The sequence below is a fragment of the Pseudomonas sp. PP3 genome (assembly GCF_905336995.1).
In the GTDB taxonomy this organism is placed as follows: domain Bacteria; phylum Pseudomonadota; class Gammaproteobacteria; order Pseudomonadales; family Pseudomonadaceae; genus Aquipseudomonas; species Aquipseudomonas reinekei.
Genome location: NZ_HG995459.1, coordinates 3,331,217 through 3,346,310 on the forward strand (window position 1 = coordinate 3,331,217; position 15,094 = coordinate 3,346,310).

General features: G+C 61.8%; 11 protein-coding genes. 7 read left to right on the top strand and 4 right to left on the bottom strand.

The features are described from left to right. Positions 1-15 precede the first annotated feature (15 nt). Entirely contained in the window at positions 16-2,127 is a 2,112-nt protein-coding gene (locus KHO07_RS15070) for an ATP-binding protein (protein ID WP_212624728.1), read from the bottom strand. Between the two features lie 119 nt (positions 2,128-2,246). After that, on the bottom strand, positions 2,247-2,936 hold the full coding sequence (locus KHO07_RS15075) for a GntR family transcriptional regulator (RefSeq protein WP_150732757.1): 690 nt from the start codon (positions 2,934-2,936) through the stop codon (positions 2,247-2,249). 141 nt (positions 2,937-3,077) lie between these two features. Between KHO07_RS15075 and KHO07_RS15080 the strand changes: the two genes are divergently transcribed. The 7 genes from KHO07_RS15080 (at position 3,078) to KHO07_RS15110 (ending at position 10,440) form a co-directional block, all read left to right on the top strand. Next, the gene (locus tag KHO07_RS15080; RefSeq protein ID WP_075944768.1) at positions 3,078-4,163 is read left to right on the top strand and encodes an ABC transporter ATP-binding protein; all 1,086 of its coding nucleotides are present in this window, start codon (positions 3,078-3,080) and stop codon (positions 4,161-4,163) included. Between the two features lies 1 nt (position 4,164). Further along, positions 4,165-5,082, top strand: coding sequence for an ABC transporter permease (locus KHO07_RS15085; protein WP_150732756.1), 918 nt, complete (start codon positions 4,165-4,167; stop codon positions 5,080-5,082). Further along, positions 5,079-5,867 carry an ABC transporter permease gene (locus KHO07_RS15090; protein ID WP_150732755.1) on the top strand — a complete coding sequence of 263 codons (789 nt, stop codon included), beginning with the start codon at positions 5,079-5,081 and terminating at the stop codon, positions 5,865-5,867. Before KHO07_RS15085 ends, KHO07_RS15090 begins: the two co-directional genes overlap by 4 nt. Positions 5,868-5,884: 17 nt before the next feature. Beyond that, positions 5,885-6,937 carry an extracellular solute-binding protein gene (locus KHO07_RS15095; RefSeq protein WP_150732754.1) on the top strand — a complete coding sequence of 351 codons (1,053 nt, stop codon included), beginning with the start codon at positions 5,885-5,887 and terminating at the stop codon, positions 6,935-6,937. Positions 6,938-7,083: 146 nt separating this feature from the next. After that, positions 7,084-8,280 (top strand): amidohydrolase family protein, encoded by a 1,197-nt coding sequence (locus tag KHO07_RS15100; protein WP_212624729.1) that lies wholly within the window; start codon positions 7,084-7,086, stop codon positions 8,278-8,280. Continuing rightward, the gene (locus KHO07_RS15105; protein ID WP_212624730.1) at positions 8,277-9,764 is read left to right on the top strand and encodes an amidohydrolase family protein; all 1,488 of its coding nucleotides are present in this window, start codon (positions 8,277-8,279) and stop codon (positions 9,762-9,764) included. Before KHO07_RS15100 ends, KHO07_RS15105 begins: the two co-directional genes overlap by 4 nt. A 13-nt stretch (positions 9,765-9,777) precedes the next feature. Continuing rightward, positions 9,778-10,440 carry a flavin reductase family protein gene (locus tag KHO07_RS15110; protein WP_150732751.1) on the top strand — a complete coding sequence of 221 codons (663 nt, stop codon included), beginning with the start codon at positions 9,778-9,780 and terminating at the stop codon, positions 10,438-10,440. Positions 10,441-10,601: 161 nt separating this feature from the next. Here the strand turns inward: KHO07_RS15110 and KHO07_RS15115 are convergent, their stop codons facing one another. Together KHO07_RS15115 and KHO07_RS15120 are read right to left on the bottom strand one after the other, a co-directional pair. Continuing rightward, positions 10,602-13,700, bottom strand: a complete 3,099-nt coding sequence (locus KHO07_RS15115; protein ID WP_212624731.1) for an error-prone DNA polymerase — start codon at positions 13,698-13,700, stop codon at positions 10,602-10,604. Continuing rightward, positions 13,676-15,091: a DNA polymerase Y family protein gene (locus KHO07_RS15120; protein WP_212624732.1), complete on the bottom strand. Its 1,416-nt coding sequence runs from the start codon at positions 15,089-15,091 to the stop codon at positions 13,676-13,678. Before KHO07_RS15120 ends, KHO07_RS15115 begins: the two co-directional genes overlap by 25 nt. Positions 15,092-15,094 lie beyond the last annotated feature (3 nt).

Consider the following 15,094-nt stretch of genomic DNA (forward strand, 5'->3'; position numbering starts at 1 on the left):
GGTGATGGTCGTTGTTTAGCCACTTAGGACGGTGCGAACCATGCGGGTCAGCGCGTCGGGACCGTAGGGTTTGCTCAGTAGGTAGGTATCGGGGCTGAGCTGGTGATTGCGCGAGATAATGTCACGGGTATGCCCCGAGGTGAACAGCACCGCCACCGGAGGATTTTGCACCTTGGCCCATGCGGCCAGGTCGGTACTCTTGATCAAGCCAGGCATGACCACATCGGTGAAAATCAGATCCACCGTTGCCCCCTCCAGCAACATTTGCATGGCCGCATCAGCGTTTGCAGCCGTCAGCACCTGATAGCCTTCTTCACGCAGCAGGTCCACCGACGAAGCACGCACCGCTTCGTTGTCCTCCACCACCAGCACCCGTTCATGCCCGCCACGCTGCTGCACGTCCGGCGTAGTGCTCTCACTGTCAATCGAGCGCAAGCTGCGCGGGAAATACAGCGCTACCCGAGTGCCCTCGCCGACGACGCTGGACATATCGATATGACCGCCACTCTGCTTGACGAAGCCGAACACCATGCTCAACCCCAAGCCCGTGCCCTGACCGTCGGGTTTGGTGGTGAAAAACGGTTCAAATGCCTGCTCAAGCACCTGCGGCGCCATACCGCCCCCGGTATCGGCTACGCAGACCCGCACGTAATCACCAGCGACAATGCCTTTGCCTGCACAGAACTCATGGTCGAGGCTGATGTTGTCGGCGCTCAGCTCGATGGTTCCCTCGCCCTTCATCGCGTCTCGGGCGTTGATGGCGAGGTTGAGGATGGCGTTTTCCAGTTGATTGCGGTCGACGAACACCCGCCAGGACTCGGCGGGGGCGGTCATATGGACCTGGATGGTTTCCCCCAGCGCACGCTGCAACAGCTCACCAACACCGTCGAAAATCTGCTGTGGCGTGCAAATCGCCGGTGACAGCGGCTGACGGCGGGCGAACGCCAGCAATTGCGACGACAGTTTGGCACCGCGCTCGACAGCGGCAATCGACGCGCTCACCCGGCGTTGCACATTGGCGTTGTCCGGTTCGTGTCGGGCCAGCAAATGCAGGTTGCCGGCAATCACCTGCAACAGGTTATTGAAGTCGTGGGCCACGCCACCGGTGAGGCCGCCAATGGCTTCGAGCTTCTGCGACTGGCGCAATTGCTCCTCCGCCGCCAGCCGCGCCTCGACTTCAGCGGCCACGCGCTGTTCCAGATTGCGGGTGAACTTGAGCAAGGATTCTTCAGCGATTTTTCGTTCATGGATGTCGATCAGCACACCGGGGAAACGCAACGGCTCATCCTGTTCATCAAACTCGCAACAGCCACTGGCCAGCACCCACAGGTAATTGCCGTCGGGGCGCAATACCCGGTATTCGGCGTTAAAAGGTGAGCCGGTTTGCACGGATTGATTGACTTGTTCCTGAACCCAGGCGACATCGTCGGGATGAATGCGCGCTTCGGCAACTTCCTTCGGCAGGTTTTGCAGGCTATGCCCGGCGGGATAGGAAAAGGTCCGGGCAAAGCGTTCATCGCCACTCAGTACGTTGGACTTGATGTCCCAGACGAATGAGCCGAGCAAGGCCCCGGCATTGAGTGCCAGGCGCACCCGCTCGTTATCGGCGCGATAGGCGCTTTCCGCGGCTTGACGCAGACGCTCGGAGATCATGAACTCGGTGGTATCGACCACCATCGCCATGACACCGCCCGGGCAACCGTCATCGTTGGAAACCGGGCTGTAATAGAGATCCAGCCAGACGTCTTCCGGTACGCCGTCGCGCAGCAATACCAGTTCCTTGTTGCGATACGACAAAGTGCCGCCCGCCAGGCAGGTATCGACCACGTGCCGATTGAATTCGGCAACTTCCGGCCAACCCAACTCCACCGGGGCACCCAACAGATAAGGATGACGCCCGCCGGCAAACTCCGAGTAGGCGTCGTTATAAATCATGTAGCCGGGTCGGCCCCAGAGCATCACCATCGGCAACGGTGAAGCGAGCATCAACAGCACCGCGCTGCTCAGGCTCCGGGACCAATTGTCGATCGGCCCCAACTCGGTCCGGCTCCAGTCGAACGCACGAATGCGCCCGGCCATTTCGCCGCTCCAGCCGGAACACCCATGACTATCTTCAAGAAACTGCATAGGCTGACTCTACGCCCCGGTTATTACACCCGTTTGTTTCGAGCATCGTGCACGCCATTCGTTTCATAGAGGTATAGCTGATTCGCTTTGCCTCGGCTTTTGGCAGCTCAGGGAACGTGTCAGACCTCAATCAGGTGTTTGAGCGGGTTGTAGCTGCTTTTCAACGTCGCAGCCACATCGAGGATTGCCTTCTCGATGCCGTTCAGGTGCATGCAAGTCAGCTCAATCGCCGCGCCCTGATTGCCGGCTTCGATGTACTCGATCAGCCGCAAATGTTCGTCGTCGCGACAGGCTTGGTGACTGTCGTCATCCAGCGCCGCCGCGTACAGGGAAGCGCGGGAGATCAATTTCTGGAACCAGTCGAGCAGCACCGGGTTGTTCAGGCTGCGGGCCAGTTTGATGTGGAACTCGCCGAGCAGATGGATCAGCCGTTCGTGATCGCCGCTTTGATGCGCCTCATCCTCCAGTAACAAGTGATCGCGCAGGTCCTGGGTCACAGCCGTATCGCGCCGCCGGCACAGCTCACTGACGATGCCGATCTCGATCAAGCGTCGGGTTTCGAACAGCGAACGAATCTCTTCGTCACTGGGCAACGACACCGAGGCACCTTTGTTCGGCTCGGTGGTGACCAGTCCATCGGCTTCCAGTTGCTTGAGCGCGGCCCGGACAGACGTACGGCTGACATTAAACAGCTCGGCCAAAGAGGCCTCGCCAAGCTTCATCCCCGGACGCAACGAACGCTTGCTGATCGCCTCGTAGACCCCTTGGTAGACGCGGTCGACCGTGGTTTCCAGTTTCTTTTCCGACATTCATCAACTCCTTGCGCCCTGTGCATTGCGACCCTGGCGAATAAGCGGCCGTTGAAAAAGGGGCTTGCACGGGCAGGTTAATCCGGGTATTTCTAAATTGCATCCAGATTTTGCATACAATAATTAGAGGAATGCACCATTATGGGTCATCCAGTTGCAATTGAAGTGCGAAACGTCTCAAAGCGTTATTCCGACGATCCCGGACTGGCTCCAGCGCTGGACAACGTTTCTGTCGACATTGCCGACAACGAATTCTTCACCCTGCTCGGCCCCTCCGGCTGTGGCAAAACCACTTTGCTGCGCACCATCGCCGGCTTCGAGCATGTCAGCGACGGCGAGATCCGTCTGGCCGGTGAACCGGTCAATGATCTACCGCCGTTCAAGCGCCGGGTCAACACGGTATTCCAGAGCTACGCGCTGTTCCCACACATGAGTGTTGCGCAGAATATCGCCTTCGGCCTCGAGATGCAGGGCCTTGATCGCAAACTGATTCCGCAGCGCGTCGACGAGATGCTGGCGCTGGTGCAAATGCAACACCTGGCCAAGCGCAAACCGGCGGAGCTGTCCGGTGGCCAACAGCAACGGGTGGCTCTGGCCCGAGCCCTGGCGCCAAAACCGAAAGTGCTGTTGCTGGATGAACCGCTGTCGGCGCTGGACCTCAAGCTGCGCAAGGAAATGCAGGTCGAACTCAAGCGCGTGCAGAAAGAAGCCGGGATCACCTTCATTTTCGTCACCCACGATCAGGAAGAAGCCCTGACCCTGTCCGATCGCATTGCGGTGATGTCGGCCGGAAAGATCCTGCAAATCGGCACGCCCAATGAAATTTACGAGCGCCCGCAGCATCAGTTCGTCGCGCAGTTCATCGGCGACATCAACTTCCTTCCCGGTCACCTCAAGCGTGGCCAGCAAAACCAAAACCTCTTCGTGCCCAACGGCATGCCGGTGGAAATCCCCTGCCCGGCCCACGGCTTCGATGGCGGCAAGGTGCAACTGGCGTTTCGCCCGGAGCGCTCGCAACTGGTCGACCCCACGCAACCGCATCACCTGCGCGGCGTGATCGAAGCCGTGTTGTATGTCGGCACGGCGACGCTCTATCAGTGCCGCTTGAACAACGACATCAAGGTCATGCTGCGCGAGAACAACGAAGGCCTGAACCATGGCCGGGTGGTCGGCGATCGCGTCGCGGTCAACCTGCCGCCCCACGCCTGCCTGTTGATGGAGGCCTGAGATGAGCGTCAGCAGCACTTCCCCTGCCCTTAACCGTGCGCTGTTGCTCAGCCCGGTGGTCCTGACCCTGCTGGCCCTGATCGCCGTTCCGTTGGGCATCATGGGCTACATCAGCCTGTTGCCGCGCAACGTCTACGGTGGCGTCGACTGGCAGGCCGACTGGCAATTGCAAAGCTACGTGCAGCTGTTTTTCCAGGAAGGTTTCGATGGCGAACTGGAGCTGAACTGGGTCTATGCCCAGGCGCTGATCCGGTCGGTGTTCCAGGCCGGTGGCACCACGATCCTGTGCTTCCTGTTCGGCTTTCCGGTGGCATTGTGGATGTCGAGCCTGACCCCGCGCCGACGCAACCTGATGGTATTGCTGATCACCATCCCGTTCTGGACCAACCTGCTGATTCGCAACTACGCCTGGTTGATCATCCTGCGCGAACACGGCTGGGTCGCCCAAAGCCTCAACGCGCTGCTGCCCCAGGCCGGTGGCATCACTCTGCTCTACAACGACTTCGCGGTCAGCGTCGGGCTGGTCTACAGCTTTCTACCGTTCATGATTTTGCCGATCTACTCGACCCTGGAAAAACTCGACTGGCGCCTGGTGGAAGCCGCCTACGACTTGGGGGCCAACCGCTGGCACGCGTTGCGGCGGATCATCCTGCCGTTGTCGATGCCGGGAGTGATTGCCGGTGCGCTGCTGGTATTTGTGCCGAGTCTCGGTGCGTTCATCACCCCGGCGATCCTCGGCGGCGGCAAGACGCTGATGATCGGCAACCTGATCCAGCAGCAGTTCGGCACCGCGCGCAACTGGCCGCTGGGCAGTTCGCTGTCGTTCCTGCTGCTGGGCATTCTGCTGCTGTCGCTGGTGCTGTACGCCCTGTATAGCCGCAGCGCCACCAAAACCCTACGTCGGGGAGCCACCACATGATTGCCCTGCACCTGAAAAAGCTGCCGCTGACCCGCGAAGTCAGTCTGCTGATCCTGGCCTATCTGTACCTGCCGATTTTCGTGTTGATCGCCTACAGCTTCAACGCCAACCGTTCGGCAACGGTGTGGACCGAGTTTTCGTTCGCTTGGTACGGACGGATCCTGGCCAACCCGTCGATCCAGACGGCGGCACTGAACTCGATCATCGTCGCCAGCATTGCCACGGTTTGCGCCACCGCCATTGCGCTGCTCGCGGCACTGGCGACTTACCGGCCGTTCTACGGGCAGAAAATGGTCGAAGGCGGGATCAACCTGCCGCTGATCCTGCCGGAGATCGTCACCGCCGTGGCCACGCTGCTGCTGTTCATGGCGCTGGGGATCAAGCTCGGGTTGCTGACGGTGATCGTCGCCCACATCGGTTTCTGCATTCCCTTCGCTTACCTGCCGATCCGCGCGCGGCTCAATGACCTGGACAAGAGCCTGCTGGAAGCGGCGAACGACCTGTACGCCAACCCGTGGCAGGTGTTCCGCCGGGTGACGCTGCCGCTGTTGTGGCCGGCAGTGCTGTCCGGGTCGGTGCTGGCGTTCGTGGTCAGCCTCGACGATTTCATCATGACCTTCTTCGTCGCCGGTCCCGGCTCGACCACCCTGCCGGTGTACATCTTCTCGGCCATCAAGTCAGGCGTAACGCCGGAGATCAATGCGATCTCGACCCTGATGCTGGTGATTTCCATCGTGCTGGTGGTGCTGGCCTTCTGGCTGGGACAGCGCGGCAAAAACCAATGAACCTGGAGCGCTCTCTAATGAAAAACAAAATCATGCGTGACGGCATCGCCGGTCTGGCCCTCAGTTGTTTCACTGTTTTTACCGCACAAGCTGCAGAGCCCAAGGAATTGTTCTTCTATAACTGGACCGACTACTACCCGGTCGAGCTGCTGGCCAAGTTCGAAAAAGAGACCGGCATTAAAGTCACCATGGACGGCTACGACAGCAACGAAACCCTGCTGGCCAAGTTGCAGGCCGGCGGCGCGGCGTATGACGTGATCGTGCCGTCGCAGTCGATCATGCGCACCCTGATCAACCAGGACCTGCTGCTGGAAATCGACGCTGCCGCCCTGCCCAATTTCCAGTACGTCAAACCGGCGTTCCGCGACCCGAGCTTCGACCCTGGCCGCAAGTTCTCCGCGCCGTACCTGTGGGGCACCACCGGGTTCTCCTATGACAGCGCTCGTGTGCCCGGTGGCAAACTTGACGATTCGTGGAAAGAATTCTTCGAACCGCGCAAGGAACTGCAAGGGCAACTCGCCGCCCTCGACACGTCCAGCAGCGTGATCAACGCCGCCAGCCATTACCTGAATGTCGACGAGTGCAGCGAAAACCCGCAGGACGCCAAGCGCATTCTGGAGTTGCTGCAAAAGCAGAAACCGTTCCTGAAGATGTACAGCTCGGACAACACCGTCGACCGTATGGCCAGCGGTGAAGTGATCATGATGCAGAACTGGAACGGCTCTACTGCCCGGGCCACCTTGCAGAAGAGCACCATCAAGTACGTGTATCCGAAGGAAGGCCTGGCGATGTTCCAGGACAACTTCGCCGTACCGAAAAGCGCGCCGCATCCCGGCAACGCGAAGATCTTCATCGACTGGATGATGAAACCGGAAAACGCCGCCGCCGTGTCCAATGCCATCGCCTACGACAACGGTATCCAGAGCGACAAGCTGATCGACGCCAAATGGCGGGTCATGGATGCCATCAACATGCCCGACGAATTCGCCTCGCGCCTGCGTCCCGAGAAGGAATGCAGCAACAAGGCGCGGGAGCTGCAGGACCGTATTTGGGCGAAGCTCAAGGGCTGATCCGAGACCGAGTCGCGGCCATCGCTGGCAAGCCAGCTCCCACAGGGTTTGGACGTGTTCACAAATGTCGTGATCAACACAAATCACTGTGGGAGCTGGCTTGCCAGCGATGAGGCCCTCCCCGACAACACAAATTTGAGGTTTGTATGACCCAACCCCGCTGGCTGCGCAACGTGCGCCCCTACGGTTTAACCGCCGAAGACCTGTTGATCGAAAACGGCCGGTTCACCCAACGCCGCCCGGCCTCGACCAGCGAACTGCTGGCCACCGACATCGACGGCCAAAACCACTTGCTGACCCCTGCCCTGGTGGAAAGTCATGTGCACCTGGACAAAACCCTCTGGGGGCAACCCTGGCGTCCAAACAGCGCCGGGCCGACCCTCAAGGATTACATTGCCAACGAGCGCAGAATCCTGCGTGAGGTCACCGCGCCGATTGCGCAACGGGCCGGCGCGCTGCTGGAAAACTGCATCGCCCGGGGTTCGCTGACCATGCGCTGCCACGTCGACATCGACCCGGAGTTCGGCCTGCGTCACGTCGAGGCCATGCAACAATTGCGCGAAAAATACCGGGACCTCATCGACCTGCAATTGGTGGTGTTCCCGCAGACGGGTTTGATCAGCCGCCCCGGCACCGCCGAACTGATGCGCGAAGCCATGGCCCTTGGCGTGGAAAACGTCGGCGGTCTCGACCCGTGCGGCATCGACAACGACCCCATCGCACAACTGGATTTCGTGTTCAAACTGGCCAGCGAATTCGACCGTGGCGTCGACATTCACCTGCACGACAAGGGTGAACTGGGCCTGTGGCAAATCGCACTGATCGCCGACTACACCGAGCGTTTCAGCCGCCAGAATCGAGTGATGATCAGCCACGCCTATTGCCTCGGCATGCTGCCGTGGAGCCAGGTCAAACCGGTTGCCGAACGCCTCGCCGCCTTGGGCATTTCGCTGATGAGTTCGGCCCCGGCCGATTGCGCGGTGCCGCCGTTCCTCGCTCTGCGCGAAACCGGGGTGAACGTGTGCCTGGGTTCGGACGGCATCCGTGATGCCTGGTCGCCCATGGGCAACGGCGACATGCTGGAGCGCGCGATGTTGCTGGCGTTTCGTTTCGATTTGAACAAGGACGATGAACTGGCGGCGGCATTTGAGGCGGCGACGGTAAATGGTGCCCAGGCTTTGGGGTGCGAATTGAATCGCCTGGAGATCGGCCAGCCGGCGGACTTCCTGCTGATGCCGGTACACACACTGGGAGAGGCGGTGGTTTCGCGGCCGCTACGGCAGGTGTATCGCGCCGGCCAGATAATCGCTGCCGGTGGCCGCTTGCTGGACAGCCGCCTGTGAAACGCATCGGGCTTCGGGCCAGTTGCGTGGTCGGCTTCGACGGTGCGCAGCATGTGCTATGGCGCGACGGCGAAGTGGTCTTCAACGGTTCGCGCATCGAGTTTGTCGGGCGCGGTTATGCCGGGCCGGTGGATCAATGGATCGACTACGGCAACGCGCTGATCGGCCCCGGCTTCATTGATCTGGATGCCCTCGGCGATCTTGATTCCACCGTGTTGACCCTCGACAACGGCGATGAGCGCGACATGGGCCGCCTGTGGTCCGCGGAATATCTGGCCCGCGGTCCACGGGAGAGTTATCGCCCCGAGGAGGAAGTGTTCAAGTATCGCTACGCCTTCACCCAGTTGATCCTCAACGGCATCACCACCGCCATGCCGATCACCTCGATGTATTACCGCGAATGGGCGGAGCGCTACGACGAGTTTGCAGCGGTGGCCGGCGTCGCGGCCGAGTTGGGCCTGCGCACTTACCTCGGGCCTTGCTACATGAGCGGCATGAGTTACTGGCAGGCCGACGGCACCCTGGCGCATCACTGGGATGAGCCCCGGGGCATGGCCGGTCTCGACGCTGCCGAGCGTTTTTTCCGGGATTTCGACGGCAACAACGGTGGCCTGATTCGCGGCGCGCTGCTGCCCGACCGCATCCAGACCTGCACCCCCGCGCTGCTGCAACGCACCGCCGCGTTGAGCCGCGAGCTGAACGCGCCGATGCGTTTGCATTGCTGTCAGGGCCTTGGCGAAGTGGCCATGGTCGAGCAACTGCGCGGCACGTCACCGCTGGGTTGGTTGCAGCAGCTTGGGCTTTTGAATCCGCGCAGCCTGTTGCCTCACGGTATCTACACCCGTGGCGATGAAGATCTTCAGCGGGTGGTGGATGGTGGCGCGAGCCTGGTGCATTGCCCGGTGGTGTTTGCCCGGGACGGCGAGGCGCTGAACTCTTTCGGTCGCTACCGGGCCAAGGGCATCAACTTCGCCCTCGGCACCGACACCTGGCCGGCGGATTTGCTGGACAACATGCGCCAAGGCCTGAACATCGCCCGGCTGATGGAGGGCGGCAATCAACTGACCAGCGCGCTGGACCTGTACAACGCCGCCACCCTCGGTGGTGCCAAGGCCCTGGGCCGCGACGATATCGGTCGTTTGGCACCGGGCGCAAAAGCCGACATCACCGTGTTCAGCCTACGCGGCCTGCACTTGGGGCCGCTGTTCGATCCTTTGAAAAATCTGCTGCTGGCCGGTCGCGGTGACGACTGCATCGCCAGTTACATCGATGGCCGCTGCGTGATGCAGGACGGCCAGGTTCAGGGCGTCGACTACCCCGCCCTGCAACGCCAGGCCCAACAGCAATTCGAAACACTGATGCGCAGCCACAGCGACCGCGCCTTCGGCCAACCGGACTGGAAAACCCTGTTCCAACCGGCCATCCCGTTCGCCGATGACTTCAGCGCACAGGCGCCACTCTGCGCCATTGATCCGCTCCTTTAGAGATTTATTGCCCATGCAAAGCTTCGACTTCAGCCAACTGAGCCCACGGGACAAGTACAAGATTCTGATCGGCAGTGTGGTGCCCCGCCCTATCGCGCTGGTCACCACCGTCGATGGCGAAGGCCGGGTCAACGCCGCGCCGTTCAGCTTTTTCAATGCGCTTTCCGCGGATCCGCCGATCCTCGCGCTGGGCGTGGAAAACTATGGCGACCAAAGCCCCAAGGACACCACCCGCAACATCCAGCTCAACCAGGAATTCACGGTGAACATCGTCAGCGATGCATTGGTGGAAGCCATGAACGTCTGCGCCGTACCTTTTGCGCCTGGCTTTGACGAACTGACCGCAGCTGGCCTCACCGCCATTGCGGGCACGACCGTCAAATGCCCGCGCATCGGCGAAGCCCCGGTAGCGCTGGAGTGTCGACGGATGATGGCGCTGTCCATCGGCCAGTCGCGGGAAATCATCTTCGGCGAAGTGCTGATGGCCCATGTGCGTGATGAACTGATCGACCCTAAAACCCTGTACATCGATCAGCTCGGGCTCGATGCGATCGGGCGAATGGGCGGGCATGGCTATGCGCGCACCAGGGATTACTTCGACCTGCCCACCCGTTCTTTACAGGCATGGACCGATGCACCAGGCGGTGGCGAGCGATTCTGGCCGCTGGCTAAATAAAAAAAACAGCACACACATCCTGTGGCGAGGGCGCTTGCTCCCGCTCGGCTGCGCAGCCGTCGTCAAATCAGTGCGCACGATGTCATGAGGCCACGATTTTGGCCTGCTTCGCGGCCCAGCGAGAGCAAGCGCCCTCGCCACAAACCCCAGCTCACCATGCTTCAGTGGAAATCCCGGCTACGCACGCTGATGCCGTCCAGGAGTGAGCTCAGGTCACTCAAGCGTCCGGCAATCAGGTGGCGCACTTCGCCTTCCTTTTCCCAGCGGCCATCGACCTTGAGCAACTGCGAACCCACCAACACCTTTCGCTGCCGGTCGGCCAGGTCGCGCCAGACCACCACGTTGACGTTGCCGAACTCGTCTTCCAGGGTGACAAAGGTCACGCCGCTGGCGGTGCCTGGCCGTTGTCGGCCGGTCACCAGCCCGGCGACGCTGACCGGGCGTCCATGTTCCACATCCAGCAGTTCCTTCGAACTGCGGCAGCGCCGGGCTTTCAGCTCTGCGCGCAGCAACGCCAGCGGATGCGGACCGAGGGTGGTCCCGAGGCTGTGGTAATCGGCCTGCAGGTCTTCGCCGACGGTGGGTGTGGGCAGCACGATTACGCCCTCCTCCTGACTCGGCAGACCGGCAAACAAACCGAGCTGTTTCTGTACCCCCGCGACCTCCCAGCGCGCCCGATGACGATCACCCGCCAGCCCGCGCAACGCACCCGCATCGGCCAGTTGTTCCTGGGCGCGAGCATCGAGTCGCGCTCGCTCACCCAGGTCGGCGATGTCGGCAAACATGCCTGTGCTACGGGCCGCTTCAATACGCCGGGCATCGTCCTCACGAAAGCCCTTGATCATCCGCAGGCCCATGCGAATCGCCGGTTGCGCGCCAGTGACCGGTTCCAGGCTGCAATCCCAGTCGCTGGCACGCACGTCCACCGGGCGAATCTGCAAGTGATGGCGACGCGCGTCCTGCAGAATCTGGTCCGGGCTGTAGAAGCCCATGGGCCAGCTGTTGATCAGCGCACAGGCGAACGCCGCCGGTTCGTGGCATTTCAGCCAGCAACTGGCGTAGGTCAACAAGGCAAAACTCGCCGCGTGGGACTCGGGAAAACCATAACTGCCGAAGCCTTTGATCTGCTCGAAAATCTGCGCGGCGAACTCGGCGCTATAGCCGTTTTTCTTCATCCCGGCCGCCAGCCGTTCCTTGTGCGGTTCGAGCCCGCCATGGCGTTTCCAGGCGGCCATGGAGCGGCGTAACTGGTCGGCCTCACCGGGACTGTAGTCGGCGGCGACAATCGCGATCTGCATCACTTGTTCCTGGAACAGCGGCACGCCAAGGGTGCGCTTGAGCACCACTTCCAGTTCCGGCGACGGATACACTTCAGGTTCTTCCTTGTTTCGCCGTCGCAGGTACGGGTGCACCATGCCGCCCTGGATCGGCCCGGGGCGCACGATCGCCACCTCGATCACCAGGTCGTAAAACGTCTTCGGCCGCAGCCTCGGCAGCATCGACATCTGCGCCCGTGATTCGATCTGAAACACGCCGATGGTGTCGGCGCGACCGATCATTTCATAGGTGGCCGCATCTTCGGACGGGATCGTCGCCAGGCTCAGGTCGAGGTTTCGGTGGTGGCGCAACAGGTCGAAGCAGCGACGAATCGCGCTGAGCATGCCCAACGCGAGAATGTCGACCTTGAGCAGGCCCACCGCGTCGAGGTCGTCCTTGTCCCACTGGATGATGGTGCGCTCGGCCATGGCGGCATTTTCCACCGGGACCAGGCTGTCCAGCGGCTGCTCGGAAATCACGAAACCGCCCGGGTGCTGGGACAGATGCCGGGGGAAACCGATCAGTTGCCCCGTCAGGCTCAACACCCGTCGCAGTACCGGGCTCTCGGGGTCGAAACCGCCCTCGAGCAAGCGTTCCACCGGTGGGGTTTCGTCGCTCCAGTGGCCGCAGCAGTCGGCCAGGGCGTTGATCTGGTCCGGTGGCAAACCCAACGCCTTGGCCACATCGCGCACCGCGCCCGCCGCGTGGTAGGTGCTGACCACCGCCGTCAGCGCAGCGCGGGCCCGGCCATAACGCTGGAACACGTACTGCAAGACTTCCTCACGCCGCTCGTGCTCGAAATCGACGTCGATGTCCGGCGGTTCGTTGCGCTCTTTAGAAAGAAAACGCTCAAACAGCAACGTGGTGCGATCCGGATCGATTTCGGTGATGCCCAAGGCAAAACACACCGCCGAGTTAGCGGCGGAACCGCGTCCCTGACAGAGAATCTGCTGGTCACGGGCGAAACGCACGATGTCGTGGACCGTCAGGAAATAGCTTTCGTAACCCAGTTCGGCAATCAGCTCCAGTTCCTTGTCGATCTGCTTCAGCACCTCGACCTTCGGGCCTTTTGGCCAACGCCAGGCGATACCCTTTTCTGTCAAATCGCGCAACCACGATGAGGCCGAATGCCCATCAGGGACCAACTCCCGAGGATATTGATAACGCAACTGGCCGAGATCGAACGTGCAGCGTCGGGCAATGGCCAGTGTTTCGTCGAGCAGGGCTTGCGGATACAGACTGGCCAGTACATCGAGGCTGCGCAGATGCCGTTCACCGTTGGGGTGCAGGCGCAGCCCGGCGTCGGCCACCGGCAAGTGATGGCGGATCGCGGTCATGGTGTCCTGCAAGGCCCGGCGTCCGCGCGCGTGCATGTGCACATCGCCGCTGGCCACCGGCGTAATCCGCAGTTCCCGGGCCAGGGCCAGCAGGTCGTTGAGGCGCCGGGTATCGTCCTGGCACCGGTGCAATTGCACCGCCAGCCACAGACGATCGGCGAAAACCTGCAGCAACCAGCGGCCCTGTTCGACGTCATTGACCACATCGGGCACCCACAACGCCAACAGCCCCGGCAAGGGTTCGCTGAAATCCTCACGCAATACCCGGTACTGGCCTTTCTGTGTGCGACGTCGGGCGCGGGTGATCAACCGACACAGCGTCTGATACCCCTCGAGGTTCTCCACCAGCAGCACCAGTTTCGGGCCGTTTTCGATGCGAATTTCGCTGCCGATGATCAGCGGCAACTCTACGGATTTCGCCGCTTGCCAGGCCCGGACGATCCCGGCCAACGTGCACTCGTCGGTGATCGCCAGGGCTTGGTAAGCCTGTTTTCTCGCCCGTTGAAACAGTTCAAGGGCACTGGAGGCACCGCGTTGGAAACTGAAGTTCGACAGACAGTGCAGTTCGGCATACCCGGCACTCATGCGAACCAGCCTTGCAGCCACAACGGACCGTCCTCGCCGACCACACGATAAGCCCAGCCCTGCTGGCCGGCGCGGGTTTCGATCAGGTAGTAATCACGGCGCACGTCATCACCGTCCCACCAGCCGGACTCGATACGCTCCGGCCCCATGAGGATACGGGTCGAACCCTCATGCACCGTCAGCGGTTCGGTCAGCAGCCAGCCCGGGCGCTGCACGGTCGGGAATGCTGCGCAGGGCTGGCTGTCGGCACTGGCCTGCCACGCGCACTCGGGGCGGTGATCGGCCTGAAAGCGCAAGCCATGCACCGCCTCATCCCCCAACCGTGCACGCAGGCGTTCGCGCAGTTGTTCCCAGGGCAAGGATTGCTGCGGGCGATCGTCGAACAGTTCCTGAAACTGCGGCACGAAGGCCGGCAAGTCTTCAGCGCGCAGGCGAAACCCGCGCACCGGCGCCTCGACCTGAACCTGCTCAAGCCGCCCCCGGGCCAATTCGAAGAGCATCGCCGGGTCGCGTTCGGCGCTGAGCAGACCGACCTTGATCACCGTGTCCGGCAATCCGGCGTGTTCCAGGTGCAGGTCGAAACGCTGCACGCCGCTGTCACGACCACAGAGAAACGCCGACAGGTCGCCGGTCAAGCGGCGCAATGGAAACAACAAGGCCTGATGGGACTGCACATCGAAATTGAGTTCGATGCGCACATCGAAGCGGTCCGGCGGCAGGTAGAACGCCAGCGCCAGGCGCCGTTGCCCGAGCAAGGTGTCCAGATGCCTGAGTACCTGGGCTTCGAAACGCCGGGCCAGGCTGTGCCGGGGCAAGGCCTGCACCTGGCTCAAGGTGCGCAGCCCCATGCGCGATAAGGCCGTGGCGACGCCGGCCTCCAGGCCAATGCGGTCGACGGGCATTTGCCCGAGGTGATACTGCAAGGCTTGATCATGGGGCACCACCAGGCCGTCATAGGCATTGGCCAACATTCGCGCCGCCGCCGGGTTGGGCGCAGCGACAATGCGGTGACGAAAGCCCAGCTCGCCAAGCTCCCGGCGCAGGCGTGCCTCGAATTGCGGCCAGTCGCCGAACAGGCCCAGGCTGGATTCGATTTCAAACACCAGCGCCCGCGGATAATGCACGCTGACCTGGGAACTGAACCGATAGGCCCAGGCCGCCAGAAACTGCTGCCAGTGTTCAATGTCGGCGACGTCGTACTCCGCCGTGGCGAATCCTTTGCTCAGGGCCTGGGCGGCGCTCATGGACTGACCGGGGCGCAGGCCCAGCTCGCGTGCCGGACCGTTGACCGCTTGCAGCATCCGCCGCTGGGCCGGGCCGGTCAGCAGCGCCAGTGGCTCATCGGGGTCGGCGCGTTGACGCAATACCGCGTCCAGCGCCAATTGCGGGAAAAGAATACAAACCCAGCGCATGAC

Bases quoted from the DNA above. Each gene is read 5' to 3' on its own strand.
- KHO07_RS15120 (WP_212624732.1), bottom strand. From the start codon at position 15,091: ATGCGCTGGGTTTGTATTCTTTTCCCGCAATTGGCGCTGGACGCGGTA.
- KHO07_RS15070 (WP_212624728.1), bottom strand. From the start codon at position 2,127: ATGCAGTTTCTTGAAGATAGTCATGGGTGTTCCGGCTGGAGCGGCGAA.
- KHO07_RS15085 (WP_150732756.1), top strand. From the start codon at position 4,165: ATGAGCGTCAGCAGCACTTCCCCTGCCCTTAACCGTGCGCTGTTGCTC.
- KHO07_RS15075 (WP_150732757.1), bottom strand. From the start codon at position 2,936: ATGTCGGAAAAGAAACTGGAAACCACGGTCGACCGCGTCTACCAAGGG.
- KHO07_RS15080 (WP_075944768.1), top strand. From the start codon at position 3,078: ATGGGTCATCCAGTTGCAATTGAAGTGCGAAACGTCTCAAAGCGTTAT.
- KHO07_RS15110 (WP_150732751.1), top strand. From the start codon at position 9,778: ATGCAAAGCTTCGACTTCAGCCAACTGAGCCCACGGGACAAGTACAAG.
- KHO07_RS15100 (WP_212624729.1), top strand. From the start codon at position 7,084: ATGACCCAACCCCGCTGGCTGCGCAACGTGCGCCCCTACGGTTTAACC.
- KHO07_RS15090 (WP_150732755.1), top strand. From the start codon at position 5,079: ATGATTGCCCTGCACCTGAAAAAGCTGCCGCTGACCCGCGAAGTCAGT.
- KHO07_RS15095 (WP_150732754.1), top strand. From the start codon at position 5,885: ATGAAAAACAAAATCATGCGTGACGGCATCGCCGGTCTGGCCCTCAGT.